This window comes from Sabulicella glaciei (assembly GCF_026183895.1).
GTDB lineage: Bacteria > Pseudomonadota > Alphaproteobacteria > Acetobacterales > Acetobacteraceae > Roseococcus > Roseococcus glaciei.
In genome coordinates this window covers 80,748-97,277 of record NZ_JAPFQI010000009.1, presented here as the reverse complement: position 1 = coordinate 97,277, position 16,530 = coordinate 80,748, and the positions used below count along the sequence as shown (strand labels likewise).

The following is a 16,530-nucleotide window of genomic DNA, read 5'->3' as shown; positions in this document are numbered from 1 at the left end:
TGGCTTTCTGCCCTGGCCGGGCGCATCCCCTCGACGGCGGAACCGGGCGCGGACCGGGTCTGGACGCTGGAGGAGGTGCGGCGCCTGCCGCCCGAGATGCCGCCCGGCTGGGCGCTGCGCGTTACCCCGAACCACCGGCTGCGGCTGGAAACGGAGGCCGAGCCGCGCGACACCGCCCCCGGGCTGTTGAGCGAGATGGTGCGCTTCGCCCTGTCCCTCGACCCTTATCTGGAGCGGCTGGAAGCCGCCGGCGTGGGCAACGCGAAGACCTGACCCGGGAAGATGCGGTGCGGGTCGCGGATCTGCGCGCGATTGGCGGCGTAGATCAGGGTGAAGCGGGCGCCGCGCCCGTAATTCTCGCGCGCGATGCGCCAGAGAGTGTGGCCCGGCTGGACGATGTGACGGGATTCCGGTGCCGCTGCCGCGGCGGCGGCGATGACCGGCGGCGGCTCGCGCAGGAAGGGCTGCTCCACCCGCGACGCCACGCGGCCCTGGGCGTCCAGCTGGTCTACGCGCAGCGTGTAGCGCCCGGGCGGCAGCCGGTCGCCAGCGGCGAAGCTCCAGCGCGCGGCGGCGTCCGAAGTGGCATCGCCCAGGTGCCGGCCATTCACGTAGAGCCGGACCACGGAACCCGGCGGGGCGGAGCCGGCGAAGCGGATGTCGCCGTCCATGCCGTAATCCACGAGGTCGAGCGCCAAGCGGGCGCGGGACGGGGCTTGCAGCGCCACCACCGGCGCGGCCTGGGCCTGCGGTACCAGCAGCGCCAGCGGCCCCGGCGCGGCCTGGGAGGCGGAGGCTTCGGCCTGGGGCCGTTCCCGGCGCGGCGTGGCCTCGGCCACGCGTTCCTCGCGCGCAGCGTGGGTCTCTGCGGAGGCCGCGTCGCCCACCGCGGCTTCGCGCGTCGCTTCCGCCTGGCCTGGCGCCACGGTGGCCAGAGCCGGGGCGGGGTCGGGCGGTAGCAGGACCACGCTGGCCTCGCCGGGCACCGGCTCGCCGCCCGGCGGGCGCATCATCAGGGTCAGTTCCCGCGCGCCAGGGCCGAGCGGCGCGTCCGGCAGGATCACCCATTCGCCGCGCGCATCGGCGCGGCCCCGGCCGATCTCGCGGCCATTGTCCAGCAGCGTGACCTCGGAGCCGGGCTGGGCGCGGCCAGCAGCCACCAGCATGCCGTTGCGGCCCAGCCGGGCCACGTCGAAGCGCGGCGGCGCGGGCCGGGCGGCCTCGGCAGGCTCAGCCCGCGGGGCAGACCGGCCCTGGGGCTCAGGGCGGGACGCGGCGGCCAGGGGCGGCTGCGGCGCGGGCACGGCGGGACGCGGCTCGGTCCGGTTCGCCGCTTCGCGCAGCGCTTCGACACCGACGCGCGGCGGCTCGGGCGCCGCGACCATGGGAGGGGCAGGCCGTGCGGGAGAGGGCGGCACGCCCGGCGGCAGCAAGCCACCCATCCAGGCAGCCGTCAGCGCGCCAGTGCCCGCCAATGCGATCCAGGCCAGACGGCTCAAGCCGCGCCTTCCTTCTCCCGATTGGCAGGAGTGTTAATTGAGCAAGACAGTCTCGTAAATGCGCCGGATCGTGGAATCCAGCGAAATCCGCGGCTTCCAGCCGGTCAGGGCGCAAATCCGCGCCGTATCGCCCAGCAACAACGGCTCATCCGCCGGGCGGAACAGCGCCGGGTCCGGCTCGGGCCGCAACGCGATTCCGCTGACCGATTGCAGGCGATGGATCAGCGACGCCACCGTTTCCGCCTCGGGCGCGCCGATGTTGAAGGCCTCGCCCGCAGCGGCCTCGCCGGCCTCGCCCAGCAGGAACAGGGCTTCGGCCAGATCCTTCACGTCCAGGATGGCACGGCGGCTTGCCGTGTTGCCGACGCGCAGCCCGCCCTCGCGCACGCCGCTCCGCGCCAGTGCCCCCACCCGTCCAGCGAGGTCGTTCAGCACGTCGCCCGTCTTGCCGGGGCCGGTGGTGTTGAAGATGCGCGCCCGCACCGTCCGCACCGGGCCGGTGCGATGGGCGGCGAAGGCCAGCATGTCCTGCGCCGCCTTGCTGACCGCGTAGGGCGTCAGCGGCAGCAGCGGCGCGTCCTCGCGCACCGCCTCCTGCCCGAGGCTCGCCCCATAGGCGGTGCCGGAGCAGGCGACCACGACGAGCGGCGCCACGCCCGAATCGCGCGCCGCCTCCAGCAGCGCCGCGGTGCCCAGCACGTTCGCCGCCAGGGTCGGGCCCGAATCGGCAAAGGCCAGCGCCGGCAGGCTCTGCCCGGCGAGGTGGTGGATCACTTCCGGCCGCTCCGCACGGATCAGCGCCAGCAGCGCCGCGCAGTCCCGGATGTCGAGCGCGAGCCCCTCGCCGGGCGGCGTTTCGGGCCCGCCGGCGGCGACGACGCGCCAGCCCCCTTCCCGCAGGCGCCGGACGAGGTGCCGGCCGATGAAGCCTGTGGCCCCGGTGACGAGGGCGGTCCGCATCGCTCGCTCAGCGATGGCCGTCTTCGGTCGCCAGGATGGAGACGGTGCGTGCCACCCCCTCCTCCAGCGAGGTCATCGGGGCATTGAAGCCGGCGGCGCGCAGCCGGACCAGCGCCGCCTCGGTGCGATACTGGTACTTGCCGCGCAGCGCCTCGGGCATGTCGATGAAGTGGATCTCGGGCTCCACCCCCATGGCCATGCCCACGGCCCGCGCGAGGTCGAGCCAGGAGCGCGCGATCCCCGCGCCGACATTGAGCAACCCCGCCCCCTCCCCCTTCGCCAGCAGGAAGCGGATCACGGCGACCACGTCCTCCACGAAGACGAAGTCGCGCAGCTGCTCGCCGTCACGGAAGTCGGGGCGGTGGGAGCGGAAGAGCCTCACCTCCTCGGCGCGCCGGAGCGTCTCGAACACCTTGTGGACCACGGAGCGCATCTCGCCCTTGTGATGCTCGTTGGCGCCATAGACGTTGAAGAACTTCAGCCCCCAGCAGGCGGGCGGCAGGGCGCCCCCCGCCTCGCGCCGCGCCGCGACCGCCTGGTCGAACAGGTGCTTGGACCAGCCGTAGAGGTTCAGCGGCCGCAGCGCGCGCAGGGACTGGAGGTCGTCGGCGTCGTCGAACCCCGCCTCGCCATCGCCATAGGTCGCGGCGCTGCTGGCATAGACCAGGGGCACGCGCTGGGCCGTGCACCAGTCGAGCAGCATGAGCGAGAAGCGGAAATTGCGCCGCATCACGTCGTCGCCATCCGTGGCCGTGGTGGCGGAATTGGCGCCGAGATGCACCACCGCCTCCAGCTCCCGCCCCTCCAGCCAGGCAGGCAGCTCCTCGGGCGGGACGAGGTCGGCGAGCACCGCCTTGCGGAGGTTGCGCCACTTGGCGCCGTCGCGCAGCCGGTCGCTCACCACGACGTCGGTGCGGCCCGCATCGTTCAGCGCGGCGACGACATGGGAGCCGATGAAGCCGGCCCCGCCCGTGACCAAGATCATGCCGAAAGCTTCGCCGGCTTCGGCCCGCCCGCCATCCAGTCCAGCAGTTCGACCGTGTGCACCACCGGCAGCGCATCGCCGGAAAGCTGCGTGATGCAGCCGATATTGCCGGCGGCGACGAGGTCGGCGTCGAGCCGCGCCATGTTCTCCAGCTTGCGCGCCCGCAGCGCCTGGGCGATGCCGGGCTGCAGCAGGTTGTAGGTGCCGGCGCTGCCGCAGCAGATATGCGGCTCGGCCGGCTCCTTCACCGCGAAGCCGGCGCGCTTCAGCAACTCCTTCGGCAGGGCGGTGATCTTCTGCCCGTGCTGGAGCGAGCAGGCGGAATGATAGGCCACGGTCAGCCCCGGCGCCTCGCGCGAGGGACGGTAGCCGAAGCGGTCCAACACCTCCGTCACATCCATGGCCAGCTCGGAGATTTTTGCCGCCAGCGCGGCCTCCGGCTCATCGCGGAACATGAAGCCGTAATCCTTCACCGTGGTGCCGCAGCCCGAGGCGTTGATGACGATCGCGTCCAGCCCCTGTCCCTCGATCTCGGCGCCCCAAGCCTGGAGGTTCGCGCGCGCCGCCGCCATGGCCGGGTCGTGCTGGCCCATGTGGTGCGTCAGCGCGCCGCAGCAGCCCTGGCCGCGCGGCACCACCACCTCAATCCCCATGCGGGTGAGGAGGCGGATCGTCGCCTCGTTGATCGTGGGGTCCAGCACCTTCTGCGCGCAGCCCGTCAGCAGCGCCACGCGGCCGCGCCGCGTGCCCTCGGCCGGGTGCAGCGGCGCCTCCTGCATCGGGGAGCGCGGCGGCAGGGCGGCGGGGGCCAGGGTGAGCATCGCGCGCAGGCGCTGCGCCGTGGTGCCGCGTCCGGGAATCAGCCGCGCCAGGGGCCGCGCCAGGGCGGCGGCGCGCAGCGACAGGCGGAACAGGCCGGGCCGCGGCAGGACGCGCGCCAGCACCGAACGCAGCGCCCGCTCGGGCCAGGGGCGGCGATAGGTTTCCTCGATGTGGCGCCGCGCATGGTCCACGAGATGCATGTAGTGCACGCCCGAGGGGCAAGTGGTCATGCAGGACAGGCAGGACAGGCAGCGATCCACGTGCCGCGCTTCAAGCTCCGTGGCGGCCCGGCCGTTCTCCAGCATGTCCTTGATCAGGTAGATGCGCCCACGCGGCGAATCCAGCTCATCCCCCAGCAGGAGAAAGGTCGGACAGGTCGCCGTGCACATGCCGCAATGCACGCAGGTGCGGAGGATCTTGTTGGCCTCCGCAGTGTCCGGATCCCGGAGCTGCTCGGCGGTGAAGGTGGTCTGCATGTCTCGTTCTTCTCACGCCCCGGCGCGCATGCGGCCGGGGTTCAGGATTCCGGCCGGGTCGAGCACCGATTTCACGCGCCCGCCAATGGCAGCCAGTGGCGCCGGCTCCTCCGGTAGCACGGCAACGGCGGCACTCAGCGCCTCGGGCGCGCGGAACAGGGTGAAGGTGCCGCCAGCCACGGCGGCTGCCGCCATCACCGCCGCATGAGCCTCGGCGGTCGCCGGGCCGGACACCCAGACCAGCCCGCCGCCCCAGTCCAGCAGCAGCCGCGCGGGGAAGGCCTCGCGCAACGCGGCGCAGACCCCCGGCGCGCGGCTCGGCGCGACGGAGATGCGCCACACCGCCCCCTCCGGCGCGGCGCCGAGGGGCACTGCGTCGCGCACCGCGCGCCAGGCGGCGCGGGAGGGCGCGCCCTCCAGCATCGACACCTCGCCGAAGCAGGACAGGGCGGCGCGCAGCCGCCCGAGGCGATAGGTGACGGATTCGGCGAAATCCTCGATCCGCACCAGCGCCACCGGCCCGTCGAGGCCGAGCGGTGCGTGCCCTTCGGGCAGCAGCGCAGCGCCCGAAACGCCGAAAGGCGAGCTGAGCGCAGCGGAAAGGACGGCGATGCCTTCCGCGAGGTCCGGCACGCGCACAGCCAGCGTGCCCGTCGCCTCGCCGGCCGGCTGCACCTTCAGCGTCACCTCGGTCAGCACGCCCAGCGTGCCGTAGGCGCCGGTCAGCAGCTTGCAGAGGTCGAGGCCGGTGACGTTCTTCAGCACCCGCCCGCCCGAGCGGAACACCTCGCCCTCGCCCGAAACGGCGCGGATGCCCAGCACGTGGTCGCGCATCGCGCCGCCGGTGATGCGGCGCGGGCCTGACAGGTTGGCGCCCACCACGCCGCCCAGCGTCGCACCCTCCTCCGCGCCGAACAGGGCGCGCAGATCGGGCGGCTCGGCGATCAGCATCTGGTTCTTTTCGGCCAGCGCCGCCTCGATCTCCGCGACCGGGGTGCCGGCTCGGGCCGAGATCACGAGTTCCGTCGGGCGGTAGAGGGTGATGCCCGTCAATGCGCGCGTGGACAGGGTGCGCGCCGCCTGGACCGGGCGCAGCATGGCGCGCTTGGTGCCGCGGCCCTCCACCGCCAGAGGCTCGCGCGCGGCCAGCGCGGCGCGCACGGCCTCGGCCACGCCCTCCTCCGTGTCGGGGGCGGTTACCTTGTCGAGCGCAGCGCTCATGCCGCCAGCGCCTCGTTCCCTTCGAGGGGAAAGACCTTGGCCGGGTTCAGCAGCCAGCCGGGATCGAAGGCTGACTTCACCGCGCGCTGGAGCGCCAGTTCGCGCGGGGTGAACTGCGCCACCATCAGGTCGCGCTTCTCCACGCCCACGCCGTGCTCGCCGGTCAGGCAGCCACCCACCTCGACGCACAGCCGCAGGATGTCGGCGCCGAAGGCCTCGGCCTTGCGGAAGCTTTCCGCGTCATTGGCGTCGAACATGATGAGGGGATGGAGATTGCCGTCCCCCGCATGGAACACGTTGGCGACGCCCAGGCCGTAATGCGCGCTCATCTCGCCGATGCGCTTCAGCACATGCGGCAGTTCGCCGGTCGGGATGGTGCCGTCCATGCAGAGATAGTCGGGCGAGATGCGGCCCACCGCGCCGAAGGCGCCCTTGCGCCCCTTCCAGATGGCGAGGGACTGCTCCGCGCTTTCGGCCAGCTTCATGCTGATGGGCTCGAAGCGGTCGCAGATCTCCTTGATGCGGTTCAGCAGCATGTCCTGCTCGGCCAGGCTACCTTCCACCTCGATGATCAGCACCGCCTCCGCATCGAGCGGGTAGCCCGCATGGGCGAAGGCCTCGCAGGCATGGATGCAGGGCTTGTCCATGAACTCCAGCGCCACCGGGATGACGCCCGCACCGATGATCGCGTCCACCGCCTGCCCTGCCACCTCCACGGAGGAAAAAGCGGCCAGCATGGCCCGCGCCCCCTCAGGCGAGCGCAGGATGCGGACGGTCACCTCCGTCACCATGCCGAGTTGTCCCTCGGAACCGGTGATGAGGCCCAGCCAGTCATAGCCGGCGGCGTCGAGATGCTGTCCGCCGATGCGCACCACCTCGCCCTCGATCGTCACGAAGGTGAGGCCGAGCAGGTTGTTGGCGGTGACGCCGTATTTCAGGCAATGCGCCCCGCCCGAGTTCATCATCACGTTGCCGCCGATCATGCAGGCAAGCTGCGAGGACGGGTCGGGCGCGTAGAAGAACCCGTCCCCCTCCACCGCCTTGGTGATGCCGATATTGGTGACGCCCGCCTCCACCACCGCGAAGCGGTCGTCGTAGTTCACCTCCAGGATGCGGTTCATCCGCATCAGCCCGATCACCACCGCATCCTCCAGCGGCAGCGCACCGCCGGAGAGCGAGGTGCCAGCGCCGCGCGGCACCACGCGGATACCGTTCGCATGGCAATAACGCAGCACCGCGGCGACCTCCTCCGTGGTGCGGGGAAGCGTCACGGCCAGCGGCATCTGCCGGTAGGCGGAAAGCCCGTCCGTCTCGTAGGGACGCAGCCGGATCGCCTCGCCGATCACCGCATCCTCGGGCAGGAGGCGCCCCAGATCGGCCAGGATGCCATCCCGGCGTGCGAGGATCTCGGGCTTCGGGGGCGGGAGGCGGATCATGGGGTCAAAATGTCCCTGCGCCTCGCCATCCGCAAGCGCCACGCGCGAAAGGGCCGGCCCCACGAGGAGGCCGGCCCGGTCTTTTCCGGAAGCCGGGGCTGGCCCGGCCCGTCGGTGTCTTAGTTGCCGCCGCCCGGCGCGGTGCCGGCGGCGCGGCCGGTGCCCGTACCGCCCGGCATCATGCTGGAGCCCATGGGGCGCGGGCCGGGCGTCACCTGCCCATCATGCCCGCCGGGGCTGTTGTCCGGCCGAAAGCCACCGGGACCGCCGCGGCCCTGGCCCACCATGCCCGAGCCCGGCATGTAGCCGCCCGGCGCGGACATGCCGCCGACGCCCATCCCGGCGCTGCCACCCATGCCAGCACCGCCGCCCATCGAGGAGCCGCCCATGCCAACCGGCTGGCCATTCTCGAGGATCATGCCGCCGCCCATGTAGGCCTGGTCTTCCGGGCGGGTGGACCGGCGGCTGCTGTTGGTCGCGCGGCGCTGCTCCGCCCGGCGTTCGGAGCGCATGTTGCGCTGACCCGACATGGAGTCGGAACGCATGTTGCGCTGGCCGGACATGGTATCCGCCTGGGCAGTCATGGAATTGGTGTTGCGGGCATCATTGCCCGACGCGCTGTATTGCGAGGAACCGTAGCTCTGCGCGGAGGCCGCGCCCGAGAGGAGCAGGGCCGCCGCACCGGCGAGCAGAATCGATTTCATGTCGCATCTCCTTCCAAGAGAAGTGAAGGGGAAACGACATGCATCCAGCGGGGTTGCAGCCCCGCTCCGCTTCGGCCCGGCCCAGCCAGGCCGGGAAGGCATCAGCCCTGGCGGACCTTCATGCGCGGGTTCTTCTTGTTGAGGACGTAGAGGCGGCCACGGCGGCGCACCACCACGCAGTTCTTGTCCCGCGTCTTCGCGGACTTCAGGCTGTTGCGGATCTTCATTGGAAACTCGCGGCAAAAACGGGTTCGGGGATGGCCTGCGCCATCCCCGGTCTGCGGGCGAATAAGCACCCTTTCCCCTTGAGTCAACCCGTCAGCGCTTTGCCTTGGCCACGCGGCGCTTACGGGAGGGAGCGTTCTGGCGCGCCTCGAAGCGCAGCCGCAGCTGGACCAGGGGCTCCGGATCGTCCAGCCCGCACAGCTCGTCATTGCCGACGGGGCCCAGCGTCTCGCCGCCCGCGGTCACGCCCTCCACGCTCACCGTGTAGCGCTCCGCGCTCGCGCCGCGCAGGGCGACGCGCAGGCCCTGGACCGGCAGCGTCATGCCGCGGCTGCCGCAGAACTCGCCGCCCTGCGACCAGGGCGAGGTCCAGCCCTTGCCGAGCACGACCTGATACTCCAGCTCCTCGGCCGGAACGCCTTCGGGCGGGGTGACCTGCACCCCCTCGATGACGCAGCCCGGCTCCCGCATGCCCAGCCATTCGCCGAGGGCGCCGGATCGGTCCCCCACCCGGGCGACGTGCACGAGCACCGGCTGCGGTCCGGACGAAGCGGAAGCGGCCGGCGGGGCGGGGGGCGGTTCGGCCGTCCCCGCCGCCTCGGGCGCGGGGCCGAGGCTGGCTTGGCCCGGCACGTCCAGGCGCTGCACCTGCATGCGCGGCGGCTTCGCCCCCTCTCCTTCCAGCAGGTTGTAGCTGGTAAGGAGCAGGCGCGCCTCGTCGCTGCCCACCGTCACCAGCAGCGCATCGCCCGGATGCCGCAGCCAGGGATTGCCGGGGAACTGCGCGATCTCCACCTCCGACCCCTCGCCGGGAATGGTGGAGATGGCGAGGCCGGGGAGCCGCGCGGCGGGGATGCCGGGCGAAACCTCGGCCACCGAGATGCAGAACTTGCCACGGGGGAGGACCAAGGTGTGCGCGGCGACGCGCACGTCGCGGACCCGGTCTTGGTTCTGGTCAGGCATGGAGCGGCGGTCTCTCACTTTGGCTCGGCATGGCCAAGCCTGCCATGCGCGCCAGCAACAAGTCATTGATGCGCCCGGGCGGCAAGCCCAGGGGCAAGGCGATGCCTCCGGATGCCGCCACCCTTTCGCCCTGGGCCCCCAGGGCGAAGGCGGCGACGGGCAGCCCGGCCGCGACCAGAACGGATTGGGCGTAGCACCAGGTTTCCGGCCAGATGGACGGAATGAAGCCGATCGCGGCGCGCTGCGCCCGCACCCAGGCCTCGCCGGTCCCTTCCGCGTATTCCCCTGTCACCGCGCAGCGGCCGGTGGCCCGCAGCGCCGCGTCGTCCATCGAACGCCCGACCAGCACGAAATCCATGGGCAGCTTGCGCGCGGCCGCGTCGGCTGCACAGTCGCGCAGAACCTCGAACCCCTTGTGGCGCGTCAGCCGTCCGGCGACGCAGATCCGGGGCCAGGGCGTCTGGCCTGGCGGTGCCGGTGGGGGTGGCGCTTCCTCCCAGGGTTCCAGGACCGGCTCGACGCCGGGGAAGTGACGCCGGATGCGACGGGCGCCGTCGCGCGACGCCACCACCACGCGCTCCGCCCGACGCAGCAGCGCGGCCGAGTCGCGGCGCAGCGCCGCAACGCCGCGCGGCGCTGCGACCGGCATCATGGCATAGCCGGAAACGCAGCTTGCGCAGGCCTCGGGGCCCGCTTCGCCGCAGAACCCGCCATCCGGGCGGGTCAGCGTGGCGCGGGGGCAAAGAAGCGACCAGTCATGCATGACCACGCGGAAGGGTACGCCGAGTTCGAGCGGCAGCCGCTTGAAGCGTGGCGCGTGGCTGCGGAGGTGATGGACCTCGATCCGTCCGACCGCCCCGCGCAGTAGGGAAAGGAGCGCCGCATGGCCTCGCTTCGGATCAAAGGTCAGGGGAACTTCGCCCGGGCGTTCGAGCCGGGCCGGGCCGCCAAAGGAATCGGGGCGGAGGAACCAGCAGGTCTCGCCCTCGGCCGCGAGGGAGGTGGCATGGCGCGCGACGAAGCGTTCGACGCCGCCGCCCTCGTCGTGCGTGATCAGAAGCACGATGCCCGGCCGGAGGGGGGAACCCTCCGAACCGGGCATGTGAACCTTCGCCTCGGCCATGAAGTGGGTGGCCGGGCGTCCGTCAGGCGGTCAGCTTGGACAGGTCGTTGTTCTCGACGCCGCTCAGCACGAGGGTCGTGCCGTCGGACAGCGTGAGGGTGGTCGATCCGCCGAAGGAGATGTTGCTCGTCACCGCATCCGCCGCGCTGCCGAAGTCCTGGAAGGACAGGCGGTCCGTGCCGATGGTGAAGTCGGTGATGGTGACGGTGTTGGTGTTGATGCCACCCGCGTTCTTGAAGAACTGGAAGACATCGCGGCCCTCGCCGCCGGTGACCGTGGCATTGCCGCGGCCCATGACGAAGAACTCGTTGCCGGAGCCGCCGACGATGCTCATCGTCGCGTCGCCGTCCTTGCCGACATACCAGTTCTGGCCGGTCGAGGTGCCACCAAGCAGGGTGACGTTGCCCGCCGCCGCCTTCAGCACATCGCCACCGGCGCCCGCCGCGACCAGCGTGTCGCCATTGCCGCCCGCGATCAGCGTGGTCTTGCCGAAGCCGGCGGTCAGGCTGTTGTTGCCCGACGCGCCGCCGACATAGTAGCCGCCGCCCTCGCCACCGGTGATGGTGGCGCTGCCGGCGCCGCCAATCACCGTGTCGGTGCCCGCGCCGCCGATGAAGTTCAGCTGGCCCGTCTTGCTGTGCACCGTCGTGTTCCCGGCGCCGCCATAGACCGTCATGTTGCCCGCGCCGCCTGTGATCCAGGCGCTGCCGCTGCCGGCGTGGATGGTGTTGTTGCCCTGCAGGGCGGAAACCGTGCCGCTCTCGCCGAGGCGCACTTCACTGCCCGTGCCGCCGCGCAGCTGGACCGTGTCCTTGCCCGAGCCCATGTCGATGCTGTGGCTGCCGCCATCGACCCAGATCTGGTCGTTGCCGGCACCGGCGAAGATGGTGCTGCTGCCATCCTTCGCGATGAGCGTGTCGTTGCCGTCGCCGAGCGTCACCTTGTTGGCGCCGGTCTGCAGGTGCAGACGGTTGTCGCCGCCGCTGGAGGCGATCGTGTTGGTGCCGCTGGCAACCCAGAACCGGTCGTTGCCGCTGCCCGTGGTGACCTGGAAGTCACCCTTGGCCATGATGCTGTTGTTGCCGCCCAGGCTCTCCACGGCGCCCGACCCGCTGTGCAGGCGGATCGTGTCGTCGCCCGTGCCGGTGGAAACCTCGGTGCGGGAACCGTCCCAGGAGGAGTTGACCTGGTTGTTGCCGCCCGCCGCGAACACCGTCGCGCTGCCGTTGATGAAGCTGGCATTCAGCCCGCCCTCGCCGGACACGACCAGCGCATCGCCCACCGTGCCGCCATTCACCGTGGCCGGCTGGTTGTTCGCGATGATGACCGTCTTGATGTCGGCGGTCAGGTTGAGCGGGCCGTCAAACGGCACGCTTCCCGTGAACACGACCGAGGTAGGGCTGCTGACGGTGGGAAGCGAACCGCCTGCCACCACCTGCCCGCTCGGCCGCGTGCTGAGTTGGTTCTGAATCTCTGCCTGAAACTGTTCGTTCACGGGGACAGAGATCGTTCCACCCCCGGCGCCCGGAAGGGTCACATCCGCCATCGTACCACCCTCTCACTTGCAGTCGAGGTCTCTCAGACCCTCGCCTGTTGCACTGCACCCGTCTGGGGTTATCGGAGGTGGTTAACGTTTGGTCAACACGTAGATCTGCGTAGACCTGGAGTCGCGCGATGTTTCCTTCACATTTTTAGAATAAATTCCATAAGTTGAAATTATGCGTGCGCTTCACAACTTTTAGTTGCATTTTCTCGGGAAATACAGGGAAAGAGCGAAGGCGGTAGGAACGCCCGCCCTAGCTCTTGTCGCGCAGAAGACGCGCCTTGTCGCGCTGCCAGTCTCGTTTGGCGATGTCAGCGCGCTTGTCGTGCTGCTTCTTGCCGGTGGCCAGGGCGATGATGCACTTGGCCCGACCCTGGTCGTTGAAGCGGATTTCCAGCGGCACCAGCGTCGCGCCCTCGCGGGTCACGGCACCGGTCAGCTCTCGCACCTGCTTCTTGTGCAGCAACAGCTTGCGCGGACGGACGGGATCGAACTTCGCGACCACGCTGCCCGCCTGCCATTCGCTGATGTGGCAGCCGAACAGCCAGATCTCGCCATCGCGCTCCCCCGCCCAGGCCTCGCCCAGGCTGGCGCGGCCGGCGCGCAGGCTTTTCACTTCGGGCCCCAACAGGACCATCCCCGCCTCGATCGTGTCGCCGACCTTGTAGTCGAACCGGGCGCGGCGGTTCTGCGCCGCCGTGCCGTGGCTGATCAGCGGCTTCTTGCGCTTCTCGGCCATCAGTTCAGCAGGCCGGCGCCCCGCATCGCCCCTTCCACTCCCCGCGCCGTCGACTCGGCGACGGGCGCTAGCGGCAGGCGGCAATGCGCCGTGCCATGGCCGAGCAGCGAAGCGGCATGCTTCACCGGCCCCGGCGAGGTCTCGACAAAAAGGGCGTCATGCAGCGGGGCCAGACTGTCCTGGATCTCCATCGCCTCCGCCACGCGGCCCTCGCGCCAGGCGCGGTGCATCTCGGCGCAGAGCCGCGGCGCCACGTTGCTGGTGACGCTGATGCAGCCATGCCCGCCCGACGCCATGAAGGCGAGGACTGTGTGGTCCTCGCCGGAAAGCTGCACGAAGTCGCGCCCGCATTCGCGGCGCTGCGCCAGCGGCCGGTCCAGCTTCGCCGTCGCGTCCTTCACGCCGATGATGTTCGGGTGCCTCGCCAGCCGTCCCATCGTCTCTGGCATCATGTCGATCACGGAGCGGCCGGGGATGTTGTAGATCACCACCGGCAGGTCCACCGCGTCGGCGATGGCCATGAAGTGCCGGTACAGGCCTTCCTGCGTCGGCTTGTTGTAGTAGGGCGTCACCACCAGCGCGGCATCGGCCCCCGCCTCGCGCGCATGGGCGGTCAGCTCGATCGCCTCGGCCGTGCTGTTGCTGCCCGTGCCGGCCACCACCGGAACGCGGCCGCGCGCCACCTCGACGCAGATCTCGACGACGCGCTTGTGCTCGTCGTGGCTCAGGGTCGGGCTTTCGCCCGTCGTGCCCACCGGCACCAGCCCTTCTGTCCCCTCGGTGATCTGCCACTCGATGAACTCGGCATAGGCGCGCTCATCCACGCTGCCATCCTCCCGCATGGGCGTGATGAGGGCAGTGAGCGAGCCCCGCAGGGCGAGGGTGGAGGACTTCATGGGTATCTTGTCCGTGCGCGGCGATCCTGTGCTTCCCTAACTAGGCTTGCGGCGCCCCCGCAACAAGCGGCGGATTCGCCGCGGCGCCTCCGCTTGCTCTACAAGCGCGGGATGTTCCGCCGCTCGCTCCTCCTTTCCAGCCTCGCCCTGCCCGCCTTCGCCCAGACCGGGCGGGATGCCGGGCGTGCCGCCCTTCTCGCTGCCCAGTCGGGGCGATGGGCGGAGGCCAGCGCCCTTGCCGCGAGCGCCGACCCGCTGCTCGCGAAGCTCGTCGCGTGGATGCGGCTGACGCAGCGCGGCGGCGCCGCCAGCGCGGCCGAGATCGTCGGCTTCATCGAATCCGCGCCCGACTGGCCGCAGCAGAACGCGCTGCAGACCCGGGCGGAGGAGTTGCTGGCGCTCGACCCCGACGACGCGCTGGTGCTGCGCTTCCACGCGCCACGCCCGGCGCGCACGTTGGAGGGCGCGGCACGCCATGCCGGCGCGCTGATCAATGCGGGTCGGCTGGACGCGGCGCGCGAGGTGGCGCGGCGCGCCTGGGGCGACGATGCCGGCTCCGACCTCATGGCCGAGCCCGATTTCCTGGCGCGCGTGGGCAACCTGCTCGACGCCGACGCGCATTGGCGCCGCTTCAACCGCTTGTTCTTCGCGCGCGACCTGGGCGGCGCGCAGCGCGTGGCGCCCCTGCTCGACCCGGTGCGCGCGCGGCTGGCGGAGCTTCGCCTCGCCTCGGGGACGGACACGGCGCATGCCCCGGCCGCCGCGCGCGACGCGGGTGCCACCCTCACCCTCGCGCAGGCTCTGCGACGCGCGGATCGCGACACGGAGGCCGCCGCGCTCTGGGCCGCCGCCGTGCCGGCGCAGCGCGACCTGCCGCCGGTCGCGCAGCGAGCCATCTGGACGGAGCGGCAGGTGCTGTCGCGCAAGCTGCTTCGCCTCGGCGATCCCCGCAACGCCTATCAGGTGGCGTCGCAGCACGGCCAGGCCATCCCCGGCGAGCCGCGCCAGGAAGCCGAATTCCTGGCCGGCTTCATCGCCCTGCGCTTCCTGGAGGACCCGGCACGGGCCCTGCAGCATTTCCGCACTGTGGGCGAAGGCAGCCGCTCCGCCATCACCCAGGCGCGCTCGCTCTACTGGCAAGGCCGTGCCGAGCGCGATGCCTCGCGCGCCCGCGCCCATTGGCAGCAGGCGGCGGGCTTCCCGGTCACCTTCTATGGCCAGATGGCCGCGCTCGCCCTGGGCGAGGATCCGGCGACGCTGTCCCGCCGCATCACCGGGCTTGCCATCCCCCGCCCCGCCGAGCCGGAGGCGCGCGCCTTCCTCCAGCGCGAACTGGTTCGCCTCGTCCTGCTGATGGCCGATCTCGGCGAGGCGAGGCGCGCCCGTCCCTTCCTGCTGCGGCTGGAGGAGCTTTCGGCCGACAATGCCGATCGGCTCCTTGTCGCGCGCCTCGCCACCGGGATCGGTCGGCCCGACCATGCGGTGTGGGTGGCGCGGCGTGGCGGGGCCCAGGGCGCGATGCTGGTGGAGGATGGCTGGCCGTCCCCCTACCCCGCGCCCTCCGACGGGGCGGAACCCGCCGTGGTCTTCGCCATCTCCCGCCAGGAAAGCAATTTCGAGACCGACGTGGTCAGCTCCGCCAACGCGCGCGGCGTGATGCAGCTCCTGCCCGCCACCGCCGCCGCGGTGGCGCGGCGCGTCGGGGTCGCGCACAGCCCCGGCATGCTGAACGACCCCTCGCACAACATGCGCCTCGGCTCGGCCTACATCGCCGACCGGCTGGACCGCTATGGCGGCGCCATGCCGCTGGCCTTCGCCGCCTACAATGCCGGCGCGGCCCGCGTGGATGAGTGGCTCGGCACCTATGGCGACCCGCGCTCGGGCTTCCGACCCATGCTGGACTGGATGGAGATGATTCCCTTCGGGGAGACGCGCAACTACGTGCAGCGCGTGATCGAGAACGTGGCGATCTACCGCGCCAAGGATCCCGCGACGCGGAACCAGCCGCACCCGATGGCGGCATGGCCGGTCTAGCGCGGGCGGTCGCCTCGCTGGGGGGCATCGGGCGGCTCGGCCCGGGGCCGGGCACCTGGGGCTCCGTCGCCGTGCTGCCCCTGGCCGCCGCGCCGGGCTGGGTTCCGCTCCTGGCCGCCACGCTCTTCACCATGGCGGGGCTCTGGGCGGTGTCGCGCCTGCCGGAAGCCGAGGCCGATCCGGGCTGGGTGGTGGTGGACGAGGCGGCGGGCATGTCGCTCGCCCTTGCCTTTGCCGATGGGCTCCTCGCCGCCGCCATCGCCTTTTCCCTGTTCCGCGCCTTCGACATTGCCAAGCCCGGCCCCGTCGGCTGGCTGGACCGGCGCGGCGGAACGATGGGCGTGATGGGGGACGACCTCCTGGCTGGATTGCTGGCCGGGCTGGTGGTGCTTGGGCTGAGGATGATCCTGCCATGATGGAAGACGCGATGCTGCGCGAGGCCGAGGCGCTGCTTTCCGCCTGCCAGACGCGCGGCAGGACGCTGGCGACGGCGGAAAGCTGCACGGGCGGGCTGATCGCCGCCGCCCTCACCGCCATCCCTGGCTCCTCCCACACGGTGCTTGCCGGCTTCGTCACCTATTCCAACGGGGCGAAATCCGCGCTGCTCGGCGTTCCCTCTGAGATCATCGCCCGCGCCGGCGCGGTGTCGGAGGAGGTGGCGCGCCTCATGGCGGAAGGCGCCCTGCTCCGGTCGGGCGCGGCCATCGCCCTGTCCTGCACGGGCGTCGCGGGGCCTGGCGGCGGCAGCGCGGAGAAGCCGGTCGGCTTGGTCCATCTCGCGGGCGCGGTGGCGGGGCACACGGTCCACCGCCGTTGCCTGTTTCCGGGCGACCGCGCCGCCATCCGTGCGGCCACCGTGCGCGAGGCATTCCGGATCGCGCACTCCCTGCTGTGACGACGCGCG

17 protein-coding genes are annotated in these 16,530 nt (G+C 71.6%); 4 read left to right on the top strand and 13 right to left on the bottom strand.

Annotation, left to right across the window (positions count from 1 at the left end):
- Nucleotides 1-75: 75 nt before the first annotated feature.
- Nucleotides 76-273: a hypothetical protein gene (locus OF850_RS12955; RefSeq protein ID WP_301590610.1), complete on the top strand. Its 198-nt coding sequence runs from the start codon at nucleotides 76-78 to the stop codon at nucleotides 271-273.
- Here the strand turns inward: OF850_RS12955 and OF850_RS12950 are convergent.
- From OF850_RS12950 to dapA, 13 genes are all read right to left on the bottom strand, one after another.
- Nucleotides 225-1,499: a LysM peptidoglycan-binding domain-containing protein gene (locus OF850_RS12950; RefSeq protein ID WP_301590609.1), complete on the bottom strand. Its 1,275-nt coding sequence runs from the start codon at nucleotides 1,497-1,499 to the stop codon at nucleotides 225-227. The genes OF850_RS12955 and OF850_RS12950 overlap by 49 nt on opposite strands.
- A gap of 33 nt (nucleotides 1,500-1,532) precedes the next feature.
- Nucleotides 1,533-2,459 carry a GDP-mannose 4,6-dehydratase gene (locus OF850_RS12945; RefSeq protein WP_301590608.1) on the bottom strand — a complete coding sequence of 309 codons (927 nt, stop codon included), beginning with the start codon at nucleotides 2,457-2,459 and terminating at the stop codon, nucleotides 1,533-1,535.
- A gap of 7 nt (nucleotides 2,460-2,466) precedes the next feature.
- Nucleotides 2,467-3,444: an ADP-glyceromanno-heptose 6-epimerase gene (gene rfaD / locus OF850_RS12940; RefSeq protein WP_301590607.1), complete on the bottom strand. Its 978-nt coding sequence runs from the start codon at nucleotides 3,442-3,444 to the stop codon at nucleotides 2,467-2,469.
- Entirely contained in the window at nucleotides 3,441-4,742 is a 1,302-nt protein-coding gene (glcF, locus tag OF850_RS12935; protein ID WP_301590606.1) for a glycolate oxidase subunit GlcF, read from the bottom strand. The genes rfaD and glcF overlap by 4 nt, the downstream gene beginning before the upstream one ends.
- 12 nt (nucleotides 4,743-4,754) lie before the next feature.
- Nucleotides 4,755-5,963 (bottom strand): FAD-binding protein, encoded by a 1,209-nt coding sequence (locus OF850_RS12930; protein ID WP_301590605.1) that lies wholly within the window; start codon nucleotides 5,961-5,963, stop codon nucleotides 4,755-4,757.
- Nucleotides 5,960-7,399: an FAD-linked oxidase C-terminal domain-containing protein gene (locus OF850_RS12925; protein ID WP_301590604.1), complete on the bottom strand. Its 1,440-nt coding sequence runs from the start codon at nucleotides 7,397-7,399 to the stop codon at nucleotides 5,960-5,962. Before OF850_RS12925 ends, OF850_RS12930 begins: the two co-directional genes overlap by 4 nt.
- A gap of 119 nt (nucleotides 7,400-7,518) precedes the next feature.
- Complete coding sequence (locus OF850_RS12920; protein WP_301590603.1) at nucleotides 7,519-8,103, bottom strand: hypothetical protein; 585 nt, start codon at nucleotides 8,101-8,103, stop codon at nucleotides 7,519-7,521.
- Between the two features lie 101 nt (nucleotides 8,104-8,204).
- A complete protein-coding gene (gene ykgO / locus OF850_RS12915; protein ID WP_120639961.1) occupies nucleotides 8,205-8,330 on the bottom strand; it encodes a type B 50S ribosomal protein L36 in 126 nt (41 codons plus the stop codon).
- A 91-nt stretch (nucleotides 8,331-8,421) separates the two neighbouring features.
- Nucleotides 8,422-9,291 carry a hypothetical protein gene (locus OF850_RS12910; protein WP_301590602.1) on the bottom strand — a complete coding sequence of 290 codons (870 nt, stop codon included), beginning with the start codon at nucleotides 9,289-9,291 and terminating at the stop codon, nucleotides 8,422-8,424.
- Entirely contained in the window at nucleotides 9,284-10,393 is a 1,110-nt protein-coding gene (locus OF850_RS12905; RefSeq protein WP_301590601.1) for a glycosyltransferase family protein, read from the bottom strand. Before OF850_RS12905 ends, OF850_RS12910 begins: the two co-directional genes overlap by 8 nt.
- Before the next feature lie 43 nt (nucleotides 10,394-10,436).
- Nucleotides 10,437-11,909, bottom strand: coding sequence for a calcium-binding protein (locus OF850_RS12900; RefSeq protein ID WP_301590600.1), 1,473 nt, complete (start codon nucleotides 11,907-11,909; stop codon nucleotides 10,437-10,439).
- 301 nt (nucleotides 11,910-12,210) lie between these two features.
- Nucleotides 12,211-12,696, bottom strand: coding sequence for an SsrA-binding protein SmpB (gene smpB / locus OF850_RS12895; RefSeq protein ID WP_301590599.1), 486 nt, complete (start codon nucleotides 12,694-12,696; stop codon nucleotides 12,211-12,213).
- A complete protein-coding gene (gene dapA, locus OF850_RS12890) occupies nucleotides 12,696-13,592 on the bottom strand; it encodes a 4-hydroxy-tetrahydrodipicolinate synthase (RefSeq protein ID WP_301590598.1) in 897 nt (298 codons plus the stop codon). The genes smpB and dapA overlap by 1 nt, the downstream gene beginning before the upstream one ends.
- Nucleotides 13,593-13,685: 93 nt before the next feature.
- Between dapA and OF850_RS12885 the strand changes: the two genes are divergently transcribed.
- The 3 genes from OF850_RS12885 to OF850_RS12875 are packed head-to-tail and all read left to right on the top strand — an operon-like array spanning nucleotide 13,686 to nucleotide 16,521.
- Nucleotides 13,686-15,626, top strand: a complete 1,941-nt coding sequence (locus OF850_RS12885) for a lytic transglycosylase domain-containing protein (protein ID WP_301590597.1) — start codon at nucleotides 13,686-13,688, stop codon at nucleotides 15,624-15,626.
- Nucleotides 15,614-16,042 (top strand): phosphatidylglycerophosphatase A family protein, encoded by a 429-nt coding sequence (locus OF850_RS12880; RefSeq protein WP_301590596.1) that lies wholly within the window; start codon nucleotides 15,614-15,616, stop codon nucleotides 16,040-16,042. The genes OF850_RS12885 and OF850_RS12880 overlap by 13 nt, the downstream gene beginning before the upstream one ends.
- Complete coding sequence (locus OF850_RS12875) at nucleotides 16,039-16,521, top strand: CinA family protein (RefSeq protein WP_301590595.1); 483 nt, start codon at nucleotides 16,039-16,041, stop codon at nucleotides 16,519-16,521. Before OF850_RS12880 ends, OF850_RS12875 begins: the two co-directional genes overlap by 4 nt.
- The last annotated feature ends 9 nt before the right edge of the window (nucleotides 16,522-16,530 follow it).